Origin of the sequence: Lysinibacillus sp. NPDC097868 (assembly GCF_044761135.1) — a bacterium.
Taxonomy (GTDB): domain Bacteria; phylum Bacillota; class Bacilli; order Bacillales_A; family Planococcaceae; genus Lysinibacillus.
Window position 1 is genome coordinate 121,444 of the sequence record NZ_JBIWBS010000004.1, and the last position, 17,598, is coordinate 139,041.

Genomic DNA, 17,598 nt, shown 5'->3' on the forward strand with positions numbered 1-17,598 from the left:
GTGACTTAAATGGGAATTATTTTGGCAGATAGTAAGGATGCACAAGTAGTGCATAAATTAATGCTTCAGGCTTTTAAAGAATATGAACATGCAACGCCACCATCCAGTGCATTAAGTGAAACAGTTGAATCAATTGAACAGGCACTAAATAATGGCGAGCAAGCGTTTATAAGTTATATGGAAGATCAACCTGTAGCGATGGTTCGATTTACGTTGAGTAATCAAGGCATTTATTTCTTTCGATTATCTGTAATTCCTGAAAAGCAGGGGCAAGGTTTGGCAAAAGCATTAATAGTGGAACTTGAAAATTATGCACGTGCACATGGGAAAAGGATTAGTGAATGTAAAGTTCGTATGAATGTACCACGTAATATTGAGTTATACCGCTCGTTAGGATATGTTATCACTAAAGAAACGATAGGAGAAAATCGTAATGGCTTTTCTCTTCCGATTGTAACAATGGAAAAGAAACTCTAGGGGGAGTGCATTTGAAGAAAAGAATAGGCTGTTTGCACGCACATTATTCAAATATAGACTACATAGAGCAGGCATTTAATAGTTATCATGAAACAGAGCTTGAGCATTTTGTTGATCCGGGACTTATTCAGCATGTGGCAAAGGGTACTGGCGGTTTGTCATTAAAGGTGAAGGAGCAAGTGGAATGGATAGCAAGCTGTAATGTCGATGCAATTTTAATTACATGCACAAATTATATTGCGTTGTTAAAGGAAGAAGAAATGTCATTATCCTTACCAATTATAAAAATAGATGAACCTTTTTTTCAATCACTTTGCGAAGTGACGCAACCACAAATAATACTTTTTACAAACCCTGCAACGGTGGAGGGAACGATGGAGAGACTCTACCAATATGCTAAGCTTCATGATAAAGCGATAAACGTTCAGGCGAAGGTAATAGACAATACATTTGAACTTATTATGCAGGGGAAAAAGCAATTGTATAATAATGCAATTATGCAATATTTCCGGGAAATAATGGGCGAAGGTCGGTTAATTTCTGTTGCCCAGCTTTCGATGGTCGAAGCGGCACAACAATTTGAAAAGGAGTTCGACATTGCGATTAAACATCCATTGCAATCATTAGTTGGATTTGTTATGAAATAGGGCAATCGCCGGTAAAAGTGCCAGAATCGCCCGCAAAAGTCGAGTAATCAGCGATAGAAATGCCAAAACGCCGATAAAACTCACACAATCGCCGATAGAATTTTAAATTTAAATGAAATGAAACTTCTAAATTGGTAGTATAATGAAATTAGAAAGAGAAACGGGGGCGAGCTAAATGAACGATTTACGATATCCGATTGGACAATTTCAATTTCCAGAAGTAGTGACCGCACAGCAAGTACAGAAATGGATTGATGATATCCGTCTATTGCCAAGGCAATTAGCGGAGGCATTAAGTGGAGCAAGTGAACAATCATTAGCGAAATCCTACCGAGAGAATGGTTGGACTGTAACGCAACTGGTCCATCATCTGGCGGATAGTCACATGAATAGTTTTATTCGCTTTAAATTAGCTTTAACCGAAGATACACCGACTATTAAGCCATATAATGAAGAGGATTGGGCAGTGCTTCCGGATTCTGATATGCCTGTTGCCACTTCCTATAAGTTACTTGAAAGTTTACATGAACGATGGGTTTATTTGCTGACAAGTTTAACGGATAAGCAATTACAACGGGCTTTTCAGCATCCAGACAACGGGCTAATGACGCTTGAAAAAGCACTCGCTCTGTATGCATGGCATGGAAAGCATCATCTTGCTCATATACAAAATGCTCTTGCAAAATAAAATAAAAAAGGCGACTTATCCTCACTTCTGAGGAAAGTCGCCTTATTTTATTTTGACTATTCAAATGTGTGTGGATTTTTAGCCGAATAAACTGGGACGTTAAAAATTTAATTTATTGAATTGTAATGCCAGCACTTGCTGTACCAGTAAGTACTTGAGCAACAGCTACACCAGCTGTAGTAATAGAGTACACCATAACTAGTTTGTCACCAGCAGTCACTGGAACAGGTGCAAAACTGCCTGAACCAAATGCTGTAGTACCTAGTGCTATAATGCCTGTAAATGGCGGAGCTAAATTAACAGTTGCAGTTGTAGCTGTATAAACCGTGCTTCCAGCAGGTGCACGATAGATTGTAGCAGTAACTGTAGTACTACCAACTAGAGTAACGGCAAGCGTAGTAGAGAATGATGCAGAAAGGCCTGTAATATTACCTGCGCGTGGTACCGTAAATGCTTCCGTTACTACGCCAGATAAATCAAGTGTTTCTCCAACGAGCGTAACACCAGGAACTGCAGTACCGAATCCAATAAGGGATGGTGTAGCGATTAAACCTGTTACTAAAGAAGTTAACACAACAGGTGTAACCCCAGAAGAGAATGGGATAATGGAACCTTCAGTAACTGGTTGTAGTGGTGGAATACATGCAGCATCAATCGCTAAAAATGGGCCGAAATTTTGGCATTCCATATTACCAGATCTAGATGAGCAACCACATCCACTATTAGACATAGAATTATTTAAGAACATATTTACACCTCCTTTCTTCATTATTCTATTCATAGAAGAATAAAGAAAAAGGGCTATTAACTACATACATAAAGCTATTTTGACAATACAAGAAAAAGAGAAAAATGCCTGTAAGTGATACAGATTAGTCTATTGTCTACTTAAAAAAATTTTAAAGCCACTATTACACGTTCATCATGTGTAAATGTTCTTCAAGGCACTTGAAAGCAGAATTCAAAGATTGGACGTAAAAAAGTCCAATATGTATTTTTGAATACCTATTGGACATTTACCTATAGGAATAATGATGGTTGATTTTATACCGTTGAATTGTTTTTCCTCCGAGGTCTCAAGCTAATTCCGTCTACGAAATAGATTGAAAAATAAAGAATTTTTTTCTTTCTTCACTTCTTCCTCCACTACCTCTTTTATATCTATATCTTCACTTTGGTTATTGAACTCCATTTGTGCAATGCTTTCTTCCCTTACTAGTTCTATGTTTTCATTCGATACGCTTAAAGGAGAAGGATCAGTCTGAATAATTGAAGATGTATGAACTATAGAAGTAGAGGTTTCTGTTATCTCTAATTCATTTGCGGTAGGAGCAGAGGCTTCTGTTATCTCTAATTCATTTGCGGTAGGAGCAGAGGCTTCTGTTATCTCTAATTCATTTGCGGTAGGAGCAGAGGCTTCTATAATCTCCAAATCATTTGCGTTAGGAGTAGAGGCTTCTATTTTCTCTAATTCATTTGTAGTAGGAGCAGCAGCTTCTGTTATGTCCAAGCCATTTGTGATAGGAGCAGCAGCTTCTGTTATGTCCAAATCATTTGTGGTAGGAGCAGAGACCTCTGTTATGCCCAAGTCATTAGCAGTAGGAGCAATAGCTTCCGTTTTCTCCTCATTTGCTATAGGAGCTGTTAAACTATTTGCTTCTACAACGCTTACTGGGATTCCTTGCGTGTCGGCTGCATTTTTAAAATGAAAAGTTGATTCAGCTGTGGTGTTTCTATATAAACCGTTATAAATCTGACTTGGGTGTGTATTGATGGATTGAAAATAGTGCTGGTTAAAATGGCGTTCTTCTTGTTTTTGTACAGGATTATCATTAGGAGCAAATGGTATTCCATTGTTCATATTAAAAGCTTTACCAGCCAAATCTTGAAGGAATTTATAACTTGGTTCAGTAGTAGGTAATGGTGGTTGTACAGTAGTTTGCTCTATTTTTTCTAAAAGTTTTCTTGAAGGAAGGGCTATACTTTTTACTGAGCTTTCATCAACATTTGTTGGAAAATTGTCTTTTGGTATATTGTTTTCAACGGTTATTAATTTATTTAATACGGCTAAAATTTCTTGATTCATTTCCTCAATTGCTTGATTGAGGGATTCAATATGAATCGAAAGCTGCTTGACTTGCTCTTCATATTCTTTAATTTGCATACTGTGTTTGCCATCAATTGTTTCTGTGAGTCCTTCTAAATGTACAATTTGTTTTTTTAGATCCTCAAACTCATTTTTCATAAATAAGTAATCTTCGATTGAAGTACCCATTTTTAATGTTGTTAACGTTTCTTTATAGCTATCGATTTTTTCTTTTAATTTTTCAATGTCTTGAGTGGAGTACAACTTTGAATCTTCCATTGCATTTCACCCCTTTCAGTCCATTAGTATTTTATTAAAAACCCCCACTTTCTGTTACAAATCATTTAATCCTAATCGAAAGGGAGAAAAGTGTTCTTTAATAGTAAATAGCAATAACACTTGTTGAATAATTATCATGGTAAATTATTTGTTAGCCCATGCACTTAACGCTAAAAATCATATGCTACAAACGAAAGATAAAAAACTTATGGAGGTGTCAAAAGGATGCAAGATAATATGCCATCCCAGGCGCGCGAACTGATTTGTATAAACGTCGATAAAGTATATGACTGGATTGTAAAGGAAATGTCATTTGATATTTCTCCAACTGGTGCAATTACCTTCCCAGGCATAACACCGGCGACGGTTTTAACAGGTGCAACTGTCACATGTAGAGTAACTCCGGCTGCGACAAACCCAATCGTAATTTTAAATCGTGAGAACCGTCAATTTTCTATTGATGGAGCAACAGTTTGTCTACAGCACTTAAATATTCAGAAGAACTTCATTCTTACGATTGTTGTTACTTTACCAACTGGAGCTGTATTAACAAGTAGTGAGATTCCGGTATCACGTTGTGAACAAGTTACATTATGCGCACCTCAAGGAACAGATGTAGAAATTCTTTATACTGATTTAGATTGCTTCGTGTGTACAACAGGTACGCTTACTGCTGGTACTGGAACAATTACGTTCTCTGCGTTGACAATAACAGTAGCAGTTTGTCAAAGTATTCAGTCCACATTCCCAGTTACTGTGGAATTCTTAGCAAATTACTGCGAGCCAAGAGCAGATTTACCATTCTCATGCCCGTCAACGGTTCGTCCAAAGCAATGCTCTGTTATTTTCCCAACTATGGGTTAAGAGTGCTAACACATAAACATATGTCATACCTTAAAGAGAGGATTATCCTCTCTTTTTTTTATTTTTGTTACATATTATATAGGCAAGGGGGCACTTATTATGAGTATTCATAAAGATTCGGTAGAAGAAAAAATAAAGAATCTTAAAGAGCAAACGACGTTTTATGTCCGTGAAATAAAAAAGCTAGTGGCGGAACAAAATTTTCAAAAAAATGTAAGTGTTATTAGTTATTTCACGACATCTCTTAATATTTCTTATGATTCAGAACAGGAGAGTCTATGTCTTGGTTCTTATCATATTCGCAATATAGGTAATCAGCCAATCACAAATCCTTATTTGTGCATAAAGCTACCTGAAGATTCCCCGTTTTCCTTCTCAGGTAGATATGTATATGAGCATTTTAGTCAAAATTTAAAAACTTCGGGTAGCTGGGAACGCATAAATGATAGCTCTAACAATACAGAATTTTGGCTTAAACCAATTGGCAAAACAACAATTGAGCCGAATGAGACGATTTCATTTACAAATTTCCAAATTAAATGGTCCCATAATTTATCCTATGCTGGTACAATATCGGGCTTTACATATTGTGATGAGCTACAAGACGGTGTCTTCGTGCTAAATCCTATTAATCTCAATGGAATTAACGTTGTACAGGAGGGTCAAGATGAGTGAGATAGAAGAACAAAAACTAGAGGCGGGTTTAGAACAAATCGTTCGTCATTTTATGAAGGATCAACTTAGTAATGTCACGGATTTTAGAAAGGAGGGAGATAATAGTTTTGCATTTCTTGAAAAAAGTACGTTGCATTTACTGCTTTCCTATTTATTATCTGGCGACAAGAGCGCCTCAGAAGAGAATATAACGGGGCAGATTGAATTGCGTCTTATACAAGAACTTGATGATTTAATAGCTGATAATAAAGTGCAATTTGAGGAAATAATAGATTATTTGAAAAGCTAACGTAATAGGAGGTACTAACGTGGATAATCAAAGCGTTAAAAATAACGATCCTATTCAGCTCCAGCAAATGATTATTTTTTTAAGAGCGGAACTTGCTAAATATAAAAATGAAATAAATAGACTTAGAGATAGCGATTATTATTCACTCGTACTTAGACTAGAGCGGGAAAATGTTCAATTGACGAAACGTAATAAAGAGCTTGCGATGGATCGGATGAAATTAAAAAGAACGAATGAAAGGGAATTAAAGGCTTACAATGAGGATATACAGAGAAGGGAAATTCAACGAAAAAAACACATTTCCTCGATAGATACATTATTAAGAGAGATTGAGCATTTACGTTCTGAGAATAAAGAATTACGGCAAACAACAAAGGCAAATAATAATGAACTGCTCACTATTAAAAGAGATTATGAAGCGGAAGAAAAGCAGGCAATTGAAAGTCTCGAAATACAGTTAAGTACATTTACAAAAGCAGCGAATGAAAAAATGAATGCTATCATTGAAGCCATACAGAGAAACGACGAAAATAATGTGTATGATTATTTAGTTAAGGAGTTAGCAGAAAGAGACAATGAAATAAATAGATTGTCCTTTGAGTTAATGGATATTAAAAACAAAAACACAAGTGCTGTAGCCTTAAATGGAGAAAATACGTCTGTAAACTCGAAGGTGCTTTTAAATCTAGATGCGAAGATACAAAAAATAATAGCGCAATCCAATGATTTTGAGGAGCAACTAGAGAAGAAAGTTCGTATCCTTGATGACTTAGAGCACCAATTGACTCAGCTCGCTATAGAGATTAATGTGAATAGATCTATGTAAAAAAACAGGTTGTTTAGAAGGATGGTATAAAGAGAAAAAGTGTTAAATTGACTACAATCAATCTAGCGCTTTTTTGCTGTGACTAACTGTTGCTTCGCTACTGCGAGCGCTTTCCGCTCAGCACAACGTAAGACGCAACACTCGAAAGTTTGCGGTTTGTTGCGTCTTACGTTCTGAGCAGGTCTGCTCCTAACAACTAGTATTCACTTCTAAACTTTATTGATTGCAAAATACCGAAGCTTTCTTTTATCTTACATAGCGGAAAGCGGAACTTTTAAAACCTTTGTCAGGATTGTTTAGCTGACTATAAATATTTTTTATTTTGTTTCTCGGTGTAACGTTACGCGCTTTAAACGAGGAGAATATTTTTTTAACTCCAGTCTTTCTGGATTATTTCGTTTGTTTTTTGTAGTAATGTAGTTTTTATCTCCAGTTTCTGTACAGGCTAATATAATTTGAACACGCATCCTATCAACTCCTTTTAAATAGTAATCATTACGCTTTATACAATATTATTTTTATATTCTATTGTCAATATGGAGCTACACAAAAAGTTAGGCGTTGCATTTTCAGCTTTTCTATGATTAAATTACAAATTGTAAATAGTAATCATTACGATTTAAGGAGGTTGGAATATGACGACAAAGAAAATTCCAGTGACAGTTTTAAGTGGTTATTTAGGTTCAGGTAAAACAACGATGATGAATCATGTTCTACAAAATGAGAAAAATATGCGGGTGGCTGTTATTGTCAATGATATGAGTGAAATTAATATTGATGCAGAACTGATTGCGAGTGGAAGTGGTATTTCTCGAACGGAGGAAAAATTCGTAGAGCTTTCCAATGGCTGTATATGTTGCACATTACGAGAGGATTTATTACAAGAGGTTAAACGCCTCGCGGAGCTAGGAAATATTGATTATATTTTAATTGAGTCGACGGGTATTAGTGAACCTATTCCAGTTGCGCAAACGTTCAGTTATTTGGATGAGGAGCTTGGCATAGATTTAACAAAGTTTTGTCAACTCGATACGATGGTGACTGTAGTAGATGCTCATCGTTTTTGGCATGATTTTCAGTCAGGCGAAAGCTTGTTAGAGCGTAAGGAAGCGGTTGGTGATTTAGATGAACGAGATGTGGCTGACTTATTGATTGATCAGATTGAATTTTGTGATGTTTTAGTATTGAACAAGTGTGACCTCGTGACAGAAGATGAACTTGAACGATTAGAACGTATTTTGCGTGCATTACAACCTGAGGCAACGCTAATACGTACAATTAATGGTGTAATCGAGCCAAGTGAAATTTTAAATACAGGGCGTTTTGATTTTGAGAGCGTATCAGAATCTGCTGGCTGGTTAAAAGAGTTAGAACTCGGGCATGAAAATCATACGCCAGAGACAGAGGAGTATGGCATAACTTCATTCACTTATAAGCGTAAAATGCCCTTCCATCCGATGCGTTTTGTTGAGTGGTGTGATAATATGCCTCAATCCATTGTGCGTGCAAAAGGTATTATTTGGAGCGCAAAACATCAGGAAGTAGCGTTATTATTGTCACAGGCAGGTTCCTCTGTAAAAATTGAACCTGTTTCCTATTGGGTAGCGGCATTACCAACAGCGCAGCAAAAGGATGTTTTTTTACAAAGCCCAGAGGTTTTGGAGGATTGGGATGAGGAATTCGGTGACCGTATGACACAGCTAGTCATTATAGGTATCGATATAGATAAAGAAGCTATTACTAAGGAGCTAGATGCATGCCTGTTGACGACTGATGAATATACAGAGCCATGGGGCAAGCTAGAGGATCCCTTTCAGTGGGAATGGAGTTAAAGTAGTGCTGCGATTGTGAGTTAAGTCACGCTAGCGAAATGTAGTCAATTTAAATTTATAATGAAAATCGATCTTATTTACGATTTACGTAAAAAAGAATCTACCACATTACTTTTGTGGTAGATTCTTTTTAAATACATGATTATAGTTTGTCGCATCACGTAACGCTTTTTCCTCAATGGGAATCCGTACTGAGAGCATTGTAATGTTTAAGAGCGTAAAGCAAAATGCTGTGAAATAAGCTTGAAACATAATTGGTAGTAGAAGAATTTCCAAGCTAACAACGGCATAATTTGGGTGGCGCATAAATGTATATGGGCCTTTGCGTACAACTTCTGCACCAGGCAAAATCAATATTTTTGTATTCCAAAATGGCCCTAGTGACTGGATACACCAAATACGCAAAGCTTGCACCAAAAGAAATAATAAGAAAAATAATGGGAATAAGGCCGATGGACAATTTTTATTGGAAACTACTTCAACTATTAAAAATAGAAAAAAGCTAACATGCATAGCAACCATATATGAATAATGGGAGGCACCAACTTCATAGGCTCCTTTTGCGAGCATCCATTTTTCATGACGTTTTGCTATTAATACCTCTGTTAATCTTTGTAGAATAACAAGAATTAAAATAATGTAAAAAAGCATATTACTCCCTCCATTTAAGTAATACAGCCTCTGCACAGAAGCCTGGACCGAGGGCGACAAGCAATCCAATATCATCTATTTGCCCTTCGTTTAACATAAACTGCTCAAGTACATACAAAACAGTAGGAGAAGACATATTACCGTGTTGACGTAATATTTCCCGAGAAATGTCGGTTTTTTGTTCAGCAAGATATAACGTATCCTCATACGCTTTTAACACTTTTTTTCCCCCAGGATGCGCAATAAAATGATCCAGTTGCTCACTGTAAAGATGTTGTTCAACTAAGAATTGTTCAATGAAAGGGCCAAGCCAATTGGTAATAATGGATGGAATACTTTTCTGGAAAACGACATGAAGACCATTGTTTTTTATATTCCAGCCCATTACATTTTCTGAATCGGGCATCCATTTAGAACCAGTTGAAACAATCGAAGGGATGGCTTTTTTTGTCGGTATTGCAACATCGTCCCCACAAACGAGTATGCATGCTGCGCCGTCAGCAAATAGGGAGGCGCCGATTAAATTACTTTTAGAAAGATCGTTTTGCTGAAAGGTTAGGCTACAAAGTTCGACACATACAACAAGTACCTTTTCTTGAGGATGCGCTTTGCAATAATCATAAGCACGACTAACTCCAGCAGCTCCCCCTGCACAGCCTAACCCCCATAATGGTATGCGCTTTAGCCTATCAGAAAAAGGTAGCTGATTCATGATACGAGCATCTATGCTTGGTGTAGATATGCCCGTACTGCTCACGAAAATAATAGCATCAATATCTTTAGGGGAAATTGGTGCTTCTAAAAAGGATTCATTTTGTAAACAGGCTTGAATGACTTCAACACTATATTGTGTTGCTAGCTCTATATACAGATTGTTACGTTCTTCGAAAGTATGCTCACTGCGGTGCCACTCAGCGGGTACACAGAAATGGCGAGTATCGATGCCACCATTATCAAATACTTTTAAATAACGCTCTAATTTTGGGATTTTTTCATAAAAGAGCTCCTTCGTTAACGCCTCTGCGTTCGCCTGTTGCAATGTGTAAGGTGGTTGATATGTGCTGATAGAAATAATTTTTGACAATACAACATCTCCTTTGCAAATAGTGGTCTCGTACATTGTATGCTGTTAGGAAGGGCGTACATGCTTCAATAAATTTATTTGACAATTTTGAACAATTTAGATATATTGATAACATCTAAATTGGAAGTAGGTGATGTGACATGATGAATAGATCCGTTTTTAACGAACTGCAATTCGGTTTGTTCAATTTCACACGCCTAAACTATGCAATTTGACCTTGCCCGTAGAGTTAACGACTACTATGTGACAATGGCTATTTGTGTATTCCCTTAAACGTGCCTGTGAAACCTTGAAACTGCCGAATTGCAGTTGCAAGGTTTTTTTATGTTCGTTACGCATTTAGAGGCGTAATCGATAGACACATTTAGGAGGAATAACAATTGAAATTAACAACATTAGGATTTTCAACATATTTTGAAGAGCAAGAAACTGCGTTTAAAAAAGAATCAAAGCTAGCGAACTGTGTACCTGCAAGAGTTACTTTGGAGCATAAGCATTCATACCGTGTACTAGCTGAAGAAGGAGAGTGGCTAGCTACAGTCGCTGGACATTTTGCATATACATCGGTAGCAAGAGAGGACTATCCAGCAGTTGGAGATTGGGTATTAGTCGAGAAGATGGCGGGGGAAGAAAAGGCGATAATTCATAAATTATTTAACCGAAAGTCCGTTTTTTCTCGTAAGGTTGCAGGACAGGAAATAAAGGAACAAATTGTAGCATCGAATGTTGATATTGTGCTACTTGTAATGAGCTTAAATGCAGATTTTAATATTCGTCGTTTAGAACGCTATTTAGTGGCCGCTTGGGATTCCGGTGCGAAGCCAGTAATTGTACTGACAAAAGCTGATTTATGTGATGATATTACGAGCATGGTACGGGAAGTTGAGCTTGTAGCTTTTGGTGTGGATGTTTTTGTAACTAGCGCACGATCAGGTGAAGGCATATCAGCTATTCAGAACCTCTTTATAGAAGGGGTGACAGGTGCACTGCTCGGCTCATCGGGTGCAGGGAAATCTACTTTATTGAATGCATTAAGCGGAGAAGAGCTTATGAAAGTTTCAAGTATTCGGGAGGATGATGCCAAAGGGCGCCATACGACAACGCATCGAGAATTAATTGTATTGCCAAGTGGTGGCTGCTTAATCGATACCCCAGGAATGCGTGAGTTGCAATTATGGGATCAAAGTGAAAGTCTATCTTCTAGTTTCCGTGATATTGAAGAATTTGCAGCCGCATGTCGTTACAGAGATTGTACGCATCATATGGAGCCACACTGTGCGGTACAACAAGCTATTATAGATGGAGCACTTGAACAATCGCGTTTGCAAAGCTATTTTAAATTGCAAAAGGAGCTTGCTTTTATTGAGCGAAAAACGAATATGCAGGCAAAGCTGAATGAGCAACGCAAATGGAAGCAAATTGCGAAAGGCATGAAGAAGGGCAAAAAATAGGTAAAAAGCTTTTATTGGCAACTTCGCCATCGTGTTGCGAAGTTGCTATCTGATAAGCGAGTTAATCGTTTAAGGAGATGTACTATGACTATACAAAATATTAACCATTTTTTATTTTCAGTGTCCAATCTAGAGCAATCAATAGCATTTTACCAAAATGTTTTTGATGCCAAGCTTTTAGTAAAGGGGAAAAGCACTGCTTATTTCGATTTAAATGGGCTGTGGCTTGCACTAAATGAGGAAGCAGATATTCCACGTAACGAAATACATCGCTCCTATACACATATTGCTTTTTCTATCGATGAAGACGATTTTGAGAAAATCTTTGACAAGCTTATGCATTACAAGGTCAATATTTTAGAGGGCAGGAAAAGAGATGAACGAGATAAACAATCCGTCTATTTTACCGATCCAGATGGTCATAAATTTGAGTTCCATACAGGTACGTTACAGGATCGCCTAGCGTATTATAAAAATGAAAAAACACATATGGAATTTTTCAATGATTAACAATGACAAAGGGAGTTATATTATGAAAAAAGCAATTATTTTCGATATGGACGGTACTTTATTTCAAACGAATCTTATATTGGAGCCGGCGCTGACGGCGACTTTTGATGTGCTACGTACAAAGGGGTTATGGCAGGGGGACACACCGATTGAGCAATACCGTGAAATTATGGGTGTTTCATTACCTGTTGTATGGGAAACTTTATGTCCTATGCATACTTTAGAGGTGCGTGAAGCAAGTAATGCCCTATTTCATGACAAGCTTATTGAGTTGATAATAAATGGCAAAGGCGCATTATATCCGAATGCAGAGCAAGCACTAGCTACGTTAGCAAATGACTATCATTTATACATTGCGAGCAATGGCCAAAAAGAGTATTTGCAAGCAATCGTAGATACATATAATCTCAAACGTTATATAGAAGGGACGTATAGTATTCAGTCTATCCGTAGTGGTCATAAATCTGATTTAGTAAAAAGTGTAATCGAAGAAAATAACATTCAAGCCGGAGCTGTTGTCGGAGATCGTGCATCTGATATCCAAGCAGCACTGGATAATCATCTGTTTTCCATAGGTGTACGCTTTGATTTTGCGCAGGACTCTGAATTACAAAAGGCACATGTCGTGATAGATAATCTACATGATATTTCAAAGCATCTAACTACTATTTCTCACTTATAATACGAAGCGAATATAAATGTTTACATTGCATTTCATAAGGGGAAAGAGTAAAATAGTGCCAAACTATAACAAAGCGTTGAAAAGGAAAAGTAAATTGGACAAGCATTTAATAGAGAGCCTCTGTTGGTGGAAATGAGGTAAATGAACCCTTTTGAAAATGACCTTTGAGCTTCGTACCGAAAGCATTTTTGTGAGTAGATTACGACGAGATGGGCACTCGTTACAACAGCGGCAGTATCTCTTAAATGAATGCAAGACGTACTGATTGAGGCAAATAGTGTGAGCTATTTGTAAATATAGGTGGTAACACGGGTATACTCGTCCTAATCAGTCATGATTAGGGCGTTTTTTTTATCTTCAAAAACGATGGATGCGAGGAAATATTTCTATTGTCCACTGAATGAAGAGAATGCCACTGATAGCTGTCCAATTTATTTGCGTGACAGCTTAAAAGAGTAGAATTTTATTAATTGAGGGGAGCAACTTAGGATGACAATTGTAATTGGAGGAGCTTGGCCATATGCCAATGGCTCATTGCATTTAGGGCATATTGCCGCATTATTACCAGGTGATATTTTGGCTAGATATTACCGACAAAAAGGTGACAAAGTATTGTATGTTTCAGGTAGTGATTGTAATGGGACACCAATATCGATTCGAGCTGCACAGGAAAATACGACGACAAGTGCAATTGCAGATCGGTATCATCAAGAATTTACGCAATGTTTTCATGATTTAGGATTTACTTACGATTTATATACGAGAACGGATGCTCATCATCACCATGAAGCTGTACAGGCAATTTTTCTACAGCTGATGGCAAATAATTATTTATACAAAAAGAAAATTGAGCAGGCTTATTGTGAAACGGACAAACAGTTTTTACCTGACCGTTTTGTGGAAGGTATTTGCCCAAATTGCGGGGCAAAGGCACGAGGGGATCAGTGCGATAATTGTTCGAAAATTTTAGATCCACTTGAATTGATCGACAAGCGTTGTAAAATCTGTGGCAATGAGCCTGTTATTCGAGAAACGGAGCATTTTTATTTTACCTTTAGTCAATTTCAAGGAAGGCTAGAAACTTTTGTAGCTGAAGCAAAGGCGGATAAGCGCTGGCGAGATAATGCAATAGGCTTGACCGAACGTTACTTAGCGGAGGGCGTTCCTGACCGTGCTGTTACGCGAGATTTACCAAACGGCATTGATGTACCAGTTCCGGGCTATGAAGGGAAGAAAATTTATGTGTGGATTGAAGCCGTGGCAGGTTATTTAACAGCAAGTATGGAATGGGCAAAACAACATCATATTGCAATTGAGGATTTATGGAATGAAGAAACAATTTCTTATTATGTGCATGGCAAGGATAACATTCCATTCCATACAGTTATTTGGCCAGCGATATTAATGGGTATTGGGGCGAAAGCATTACCAACACATATTGTCTCCAATGAATATTTGACTTTGGAAAAACGAAAATTATCAACAAGCCAAAATTGGGCGGTTTGGGTGCCGTATATTTTAAGTCGTTATGACGCAGATTCTATTCGTTATTTTTTAACAATGAATGCACCTGAAAATCGTGATACTGATTTTTCTTGGCGAGAATTTATTTATAGTCATAATGGAGAATTGCTAGGAGCTTATGGCAATTTTGTCAATCGGACGCTGAAATTTATAGAAAAATCATTTGATAGTCAAGTGCCACAGGTCGATGTAGATGGGACTGTAAGGAAACAGACGATACAGTTGTTTAGTGATGTTGGTGTGGCGATTGAAGCGGGACATTTTAAGCAAGCATTAGAGGAAATTTTTGCTTACATCCGTGCGGCCAATCGATATTTTGATGAGCAGCAACCGTGGTTACAGGTGAAGGAGAATATAGCGGATTGTCATCAAACGCTTGCAACGTGTGTCTATATGATTGCAAATTTAGGACAAGTGTTACAGCCATTTTTACCGTTCTCTACAGAGAAAATTCGAGGCATGTTAGGCATAACAGAGTTGATGTGGTATGAGCAAGTGGAGCTACCGAAAAGCATTGGCGAAGTGACACCACTATTTGAACGACTTGATGTGGGACTAATTGAAGAAGAATATCAGAAGTTAGTTAATGACAGTCACTAGCAGCCGTTGAGTTCTGCTACGGGCGGACGCTTGTGCGCGGGTTGTTGCAGCTTACATTATGTGCTGTTCCGGAAGGAGTCGCCACCCTGCGCTCCAATCAACTAGTACCGCATTCTAATTGTGTGAGTGTTGTGTGAGTGTCTGGCACTTAGTAATCACCGTTGATTTCCGCTACGAGCGGTCGCTTTCCGCGGGCACAATGTAAGCCCCACCCCTCGCTAGTGCGCGGATTGTTGCGTCTTGCGTTTTGTGCGTTCCCGCAAGAGTCGCCCACCCTGCGCTTCAATCAACAAGTATTGCATATTAATTGTGTGAGTGCCTGGCACTCGATCTAAGTTCCATTTAACGAAACAAAAGGCATCAAGAAGTTTATTCTTGATGCCCTTTATCGTTATACAGCTTTTTAACTTGCAGTTAAAGTGTTAGTTCATAACAGGAGTTAATTTCGCCACAACAATGCTGTTGATTGCATTAATGTATGCAAGCGCACTTGCTTTTAAAATATCTGTATCTGCAGCTTTTGCGATATATTTTTCGCCCTCATGCTCAATCGTTATTTTAACTTTACCAAGTGCTTCCTTACCACGCGATACGCTGTTAATATTATACTCTACTAGCTTTACATCGATTTTTACAATATCTGCAATGGCAGAATACAATGCATCAATCGGGCCTGAGCCAACAGCACTTGCCTTCAATACTTCTTCACCTTTGCGAATTTTTACACTAGCAGAAGGGAAGCTCGCGTTGCTGACGACTTGTAAATCTTCAATGTCAAAAAATTGCTCGCTATAATGAGTAGCATTGGCATGATTTGCGTCATGCTTTTCATAATAACTTTCCACAATGACATATAAGTCATGGTCATAAACTTCTTTTTTCGCATCAGCTAATTTGAGGAAACCATCGAAAATGCCTTCAAATTCCTCAGTAGAAAGATTAGAAAAGCCTAACTTTTCAAGTGCATTTTTTACGGCATGGCGACCTGAACGAGCTGTTAAGACAAGTTCCATATCATCTAGACCTACATCTTCTGGATGAACGATTTCGTAGGCATCGCGAGATTTAAGTAGACCATCTTGATGAATTCCTGAAGAGTGTGCAAAAGCATTGTCTCCAGTAATGGCTTTGTTTACTTGTACATCTAAGCCCATAAAGCTTGAAACAAGGCGTGAAGTGTTCATGATTTCTCTTGTATTAATGCGTGTCTCTGCATTGTAAACAGAACTACGTGTTTTTAGTGCCATCACGACTTCTTCTAGTGCAGCATTTCCGGCACGTTCCCCAATACCGTTGATTGTACATTCCACTTTGTCTGCACCGTTTTTAATGGCTGCAAGTGTGTTAGCCGTTGCCATACCAAGGTCATTATGGCAGTGTACACTCAATAAAACACTATCGTTTAAGTTTTTCATACGGTCATTTAGCTTATAGATCATAGCGCCGAATTCTTCTGGTTCAGCAAAACCTACAGTGTCAGGCACATTTATCATTGTTGCGCCAGCCTTCATAACGGCTTCAATCGTTTTCCATAGGTACTCAAAATCTGAACGGGAGGCATCTTCTGTTGAATATTGCACTTGTGGTAAAAGAGTTTTTGCATATTTCACAGCATCTACGCCAATTTGTAGTATTTGGTCTTTAGATTTACTAAATTTCTTTTCAACATGTATATCAGAAGTGCCAAGCACCATATGAATCATAGGGTTTTCTGCATATTTTACAGCGTTATATACGGAATCAATATCAGCTTTTACTGCTCGTGCTAATGCTGTAATCATAATGTCGTTCGTATTACCAACCTTTTGTGCGACAGCTTTTACCGCATCAAAGTCACCTTGTGAAGAAGCCGGGAAACCAGCTTCGATAATATCGACGCCTAATTTTTTGAGTTGCTGTGCAATCTCTACTTTTTCGTATAAGTTCAGTTTTGCTCCTGGCACTTGCTCGCCATCACGTAAAGTTGTATCAAACACCCAAATTTTTCTTCCCATTTTCAAACACTCCTTTTGTTGTAATAAAATAAAAAAAACCCGCCTCTATATAAAAATATAGAGACGAGTTATTTGCTCGCGGTACCACTCTAATTGACCTTCCCTTTAAAGAAAAAGCCCCCTTATCGACAGCTATCACTGTCTATCCCAATAACGGTGGAAACCGACATCCCTTACTTTTAAACGGCATTCAACTCACTGCTTTAGAAGCAGGAGAATTGTGCTGACTCGTTTTGGTTCGGAGAGTAGCTCATGGATGAGTTCAAAATGTGTGCCTACCGATTTACACCAACCATCGGCTCTCTACAAGTACACGGGCATTTTTACTATTTCCAATCTTTGCTTAACAATGTGTTGTTGAAAGCTATAATACGTTGATATTGTCAGTATGTCAACAATATTCTAAAAATTATTTGTTTTCAGTTTTAATTATTGTAGT

18 protein-coding genes and 2 other annotated features are annotated in these 17,598 nt (G+C 37.9%); of the genes, 12 read left to right on the forward strand and 6 right to left on the reverse strand.

Going from position 1 to position 17,598, the window contains the following annotated elements; genetic code table 11:
• Nucleotides 1-9 precede the first annotated feature (9 nt).
• The 3 genes from ACIQXJ_RS19680 to ACIQXJ_RS19690 all read left to right on the forward strand — a co-directional run bounded on the left by ACIQXJ_RS19680 (nt 10) and on the right by ACIQXJ_RS19690 (nt 1,812).
• The gene (locus tag ACIQXJ_RS19680; protein WP_403056729.1) at nt 10-477 is read left to right on the forward strand and encodes a GNAT family N-acetyltransferase; all 468 of its coding nucleotides are present in this window, start codon (nt 10-12) and stop codon (nt 475-477) included.
• Between the two features lie 5 nt (nt 478-482).
• Entirely contained in the window at nt 483-1,124 is a 642-nt protein-coding gene (locus ACIQXJ_RS19685; protein ID WP_403056732.1) for a hypothetical protein, read from the forward strand.
• Nucleotides 1,125-1,299: 175 nt separating this feature from the next.
• The gene (locus ACIQXJ_RS19690) at nt 1,300-1,812 is read left to right on the forward strand and encodes a YfiT family bacillithiol transferase (RefSeq protein WP_403056735.1); all 513 of its coding nucleotides are present in this window, start codon (nt 1,300-1,302) and stop codon (nt 1,810-1,812) included.
• 112 nt (nt 1,813-1,924) lie between these two features.
• Here ACIQXJ_RS19690 and ACIQXJ_RS19695 read toward each other — a convergent pair whose 3' ends face one another.
• Both ACIQXJ_RS19695 and ACIQXJ_RS19700 read right to left on the reverse strand, forming a co-directional pair.
• Entirely contained in the window at nt 1,925-2,560 is a 636-nt protein-coding gene (locus ACIQXJ_RS19695) for an exosporium glycoprotein BclB-related protein (protein WP_340821886.1), read from the reverse strand.
• Nucleotides 2,561-2,893: 333 nt separating this feature from the next.
• Nucleotides 2,894-4,177, reverse strand: coding sequence for a hypothetical protein (locus ACIQXJ_RS19700; protein WP_403056738.1), 1,284 nt, complete (start codon nt 4,175-4,177; stop codon nt 2,894-2,896).
• A 225-nt stretch (nt 4,178-4,402) separates the two neighbouring features.
• Here ACIQXJ_RS19700 and ACIQXJ_RS19705 point away from each other — a divergent pair, with 225 nt between their 5' ends.
• The 4 genes from ACIQXJ_RS19705 (at nt 4,403) to ACIQXJ_RS19720 (ending at nt 6,831) form a co-directional block, all read left to right on the forward strand.
• Nucleotides 4,403-5,041, forward strand: a complete 639-nt coding sequence (locus ACIQXJ_RS19705; RefSeq protein WP_401013247.1) for a BMQ_0737 family morphogenetic spore coat protein — start codon at nt 4,403-4,405, stop codon at nt 5,039-5,041.
• A 99-nt stretch (nt 5,042-5,140) separates the two neighbouring features.
• Nucleotides 5,141-5,716 (forward strand): hypothetical protein, encoded by a 576-nt coding sequence (locus ACIQXJ_RS19710; protein WP_403056741.1) that lies wholly within the window; start codon nt 5,141-5,143, stop codon nt 5,714-5,716.
• On the forward strand, nt 5,709-6,005 hold the full coding sequence (locus ACIQXJ_RS19715; RefSeq protein WP_403056744.1) for a hypothetical protein: 297 nt from the start codon (nt 5,709-5,711) through the stop codon (nt 6,003-6,005). The genes ACIQXJ_RS19710 and ACIQXJ_RS19715 overlap by 8 nt, the downstream gene beginning before the upstream one ends.
• 19 nt (nt 6,006-6,024) lie before the next feature.
• Nucleotides 6,025-6,831, forward strand: coding sequence for a hypothetical protein (locus ACIQXJ_RS19720; RefSeq protein ID WP_403056747.1), 807 nt, complete (start codon nt 6,025-6,027; stop codon nt 6,829-6,831).
• 317 nt (nt 6,832-7,148) lie between these two features.
• On the opposite strand, the gene rpmG is transcribed toward ACIQXJ_RS19720, so the two are convergent.
• Nucleotides 7,149-7,298: a 50S ribosomal protein L33 gene (rpmG, locus tag ACIQXJ_RS19725; protein ID WP_193833306.1), complete on the reverse strand. Its 150-nt coding sequence runs from the start codon at nt 7,296-7,298 to the stop codon at nt 7,149-7,151.
• A 168-nt stretch (nt 7,299-7,466) separates the two neighbouring features.
• On the opposite strand from rpmG, the gene ACIQXJ_RS19730 reads away from it, so the two are divergent.
• Nucleotides 7,467-8,663, forward strand: a complete 1,197-nt coding sequence (locus ACIQXJ_RS19730; protein WP_403056750.1) for a GTP-binding protein — start codon at nt 7,467-7,469, stop codon at nt 8,661-8,663.
• Between the two features lie 108 nt (nt 8,664-8,771).
• Here the strand turns inward: ACIQXJ_RS19730 and ACIQXJ_RS19735 are convergent, their stop codons facing one another.
• Nucleotides 8,772-9,314, reverse strand: coding sequence for an isoprenylcysteine carboxyl methyltransferase family protein (locus ACIQXJ_RS19735; RefSeq protein ID WP_403056753.1), 543 nt, complete (start codon nt 9,312-9,314; stop codon nt 8,772-8,774).
• A 1-nt stretch (nt 9,315) separates the two neighbouring features.
• Nucleotides 9,316-10,398, reverse strand: a complete 1,083-nt coding sequence (locus ACIQXJ_RS19740) for a type III polyketide synthase (RefSeq protein WP_403056756.1) — start codon at nt 10,396-10,398, stop codon at nt 9,316-9,318.
• 380 nt (nt 10,399-10,778) lie between these two features.
• Between ACIQXJ_RS19740 and rsgA the strand changes: the two genes are divergently transcribed.
• The 4 genes from rsgA (at nt 10,779) to metG (ending at nt 15,165) form a co-directional block, all read left to right on the forward strand.
• The gene (rsgA, locus tag ACIQXJ_RS19745) at nt 10,779-11,849 is read left to right on the forward strand and encodes a ribosome small subunit-dependent GTPase A (RefSeq protein ID WP_403056759.1); all 1,071 of its coding nucleotides are present in this window, start codon (nt 10,779-10,781) and stop codon (nt 11,847-11,849) included.
• 84 nt (nt 11,850-11,933) lie between these two features.
• Nucleotides 11,934-12,359 carry a FosM family fosfomycin resistance protein gene (gene fosM / locus ACIQXJ_RS19750; RefSeq protein WP_403056762.1) on the forward strand — a complete coding sequence of 142 codons (426 nt, stop codon included), beginning with the start codon at nt 11,934-11,936 and terminating at the stop codon, nt 12,357-12,359.
• A 22-nt stretch (nt 12,360-12,381) separates the two neighbouring features.
• A complete protein-coding gene (locus ACIQXJ_RS19755; RefSeq protein WP_403056765.1) occupies nt 12,382-13,041 on the forward strand; it encodes an HAD family hydrolase in 660 nt (219 codons plus the stop codon).
• 67 nt (nt 13,042-13,108) lie between these two features.
• Nucleotides 13,109-13,370: a binding site (T-box leader), on the forward strand.
• 160 nt (nt 13,371-13,530) lie between these two features.
• Entirely contained in the window at nt 13,531-15,165 is a 1,635-nt protein-coding gene (gene metG, locus ACIQXJ_RS19760; protein ID WP_403056768.1) for a methionine--tRNA ligase, read from the forward strand.
• A 422-nt stretch (nt 15,166-15,587) separates the two neighbouring features.
• Here metG and ACIQXJ_RS19765 read toward each other — a convergent pair whose 3' ends face one another.
• Nucleotides 15,588-17,159, reverse strand: a complete 1,572-nt coding sequence (locus ACIQXJ_RS19765; RefSeq protein WP_401021575.1) for a 2-isopropylmalate synthase — start codon at nt 17,157-17,159, stop codon at nt 15,588-15,590.
• A 56-nt stretch (nt 17,160-17,215) separates the two neighbouring features.
• Nucleotides 17,216-17,508 (reverse strand) — a binding site (T-box leader).
• Between the last annotated feature and the right edge of the window lie 90 nt (nt 17,509-17,598).

What these genes read in the sequence shown, in the direction of transcription:
- ACIQXJ_RS19680 (WP_403056729.1), top strand. Translation starts at nt 10, where the DNA reads ATGGGAATTATTTTGGCAGATAGTAAGGATGCACAAGTAGTGCATAAA.
- ACIQXJ_RS19690 (WP_403056735.1), top strand. Translation starts at nt 1,300, where the DNA reads ATGAACGATTTACGATATCCGATTGGACAATTTCAATTTCCAGAAGTA.
- ACIQXJ_RS19695 (WP_340821886.1), bottom strand. Translation starts at nt 2,560, where the DNA reads ATGTTCTTAAATAATTCTATGTCTAATAGTGGATGTGGTTGCTCATCT.
- ACIQXJ_RS19700 (WP_403056738.1), bottom strand. Translation starts at nt 4,177, where the DNA reads ATGGAAGATTCAAAGTTGTACTCCACTCAAGACATTGAAAAATTAAAA.
- ACIQXJ_RS19705 (WP_401013247.1), top strand. Translation starts at nt 4,403, where the DNA reads ATGCAAGATAATATGCCATCCCAGGCGCGCGAACTGATTTGTATAAAC.
- ACIQXJ_RS19710 (WP_403056741.1), top strand. Translation starts at nt 5,141, where the DNA reads ATGAGTATTCATAAAGATTCGGTAGAAGAAAAAATAAAGAATCTTAAA.
- ACIQXJ_RS19715 (WP_403056744.1), top strand. Translation starts at nt 5,709, where the DNA reads ATGAGTGAGATAGAAGAACAAAAACTAGAGGCGGGTTTAGAACAAATC.
- rpmG (WP_193833306.1), bottom strand. Translation starts at nt 7,298, where the DNA reads ATGCGTGTTCAAATTATATTAGCCTGTACAGAAACTGGAGATAAAAAC.
- ACIQXJ_RS19730 (WP_403056750.1), top strand. Translation starts at nt 7,467, where the DNA reads ATGACGACAAAGAAAATTCCAGTGACAGTTTTAAGTGGTTATTTAGGT.
- ACIQXJ_RS19735 (WP_403056753.1), bottom strand. Translation starts at nt 9,314, where the DNA reads ATGCTTTTTTACATTATTTTAATTCTTGTTATTCTACAAAGATTAACA.
- fosM (WP_403056762.1), top strand. Translation starts at nt 11,934, where the DNA reads ATGACTATACAAAATATTAACCATTTTTTATTTTCAGTGTCCAATCTA.
- ACIQXJ_RS19755 (WP_403056765.1), top strand. Translation starts at nt 12,382, where the DNA reads ATGAAAAAAGCAATTATTTTCGATATGGACGGTACTTTATTTCAAACG.
- metG (WP_403056768.1), top strand. Translation starts at nt 13,531, where the DNA reads ATGACAATTGTAATTGGAGGAGCTTGGCCATATGCCAATGGCTCATTG.
- ACIQXJ_RS19765 (WP_401021575.1), bottom strand. Translation starts at nt 17,159, where the DNA reads ATGGGAAGAAAAATTTGGGTGTTTGATACAACTTTACGTGATGGCGAG.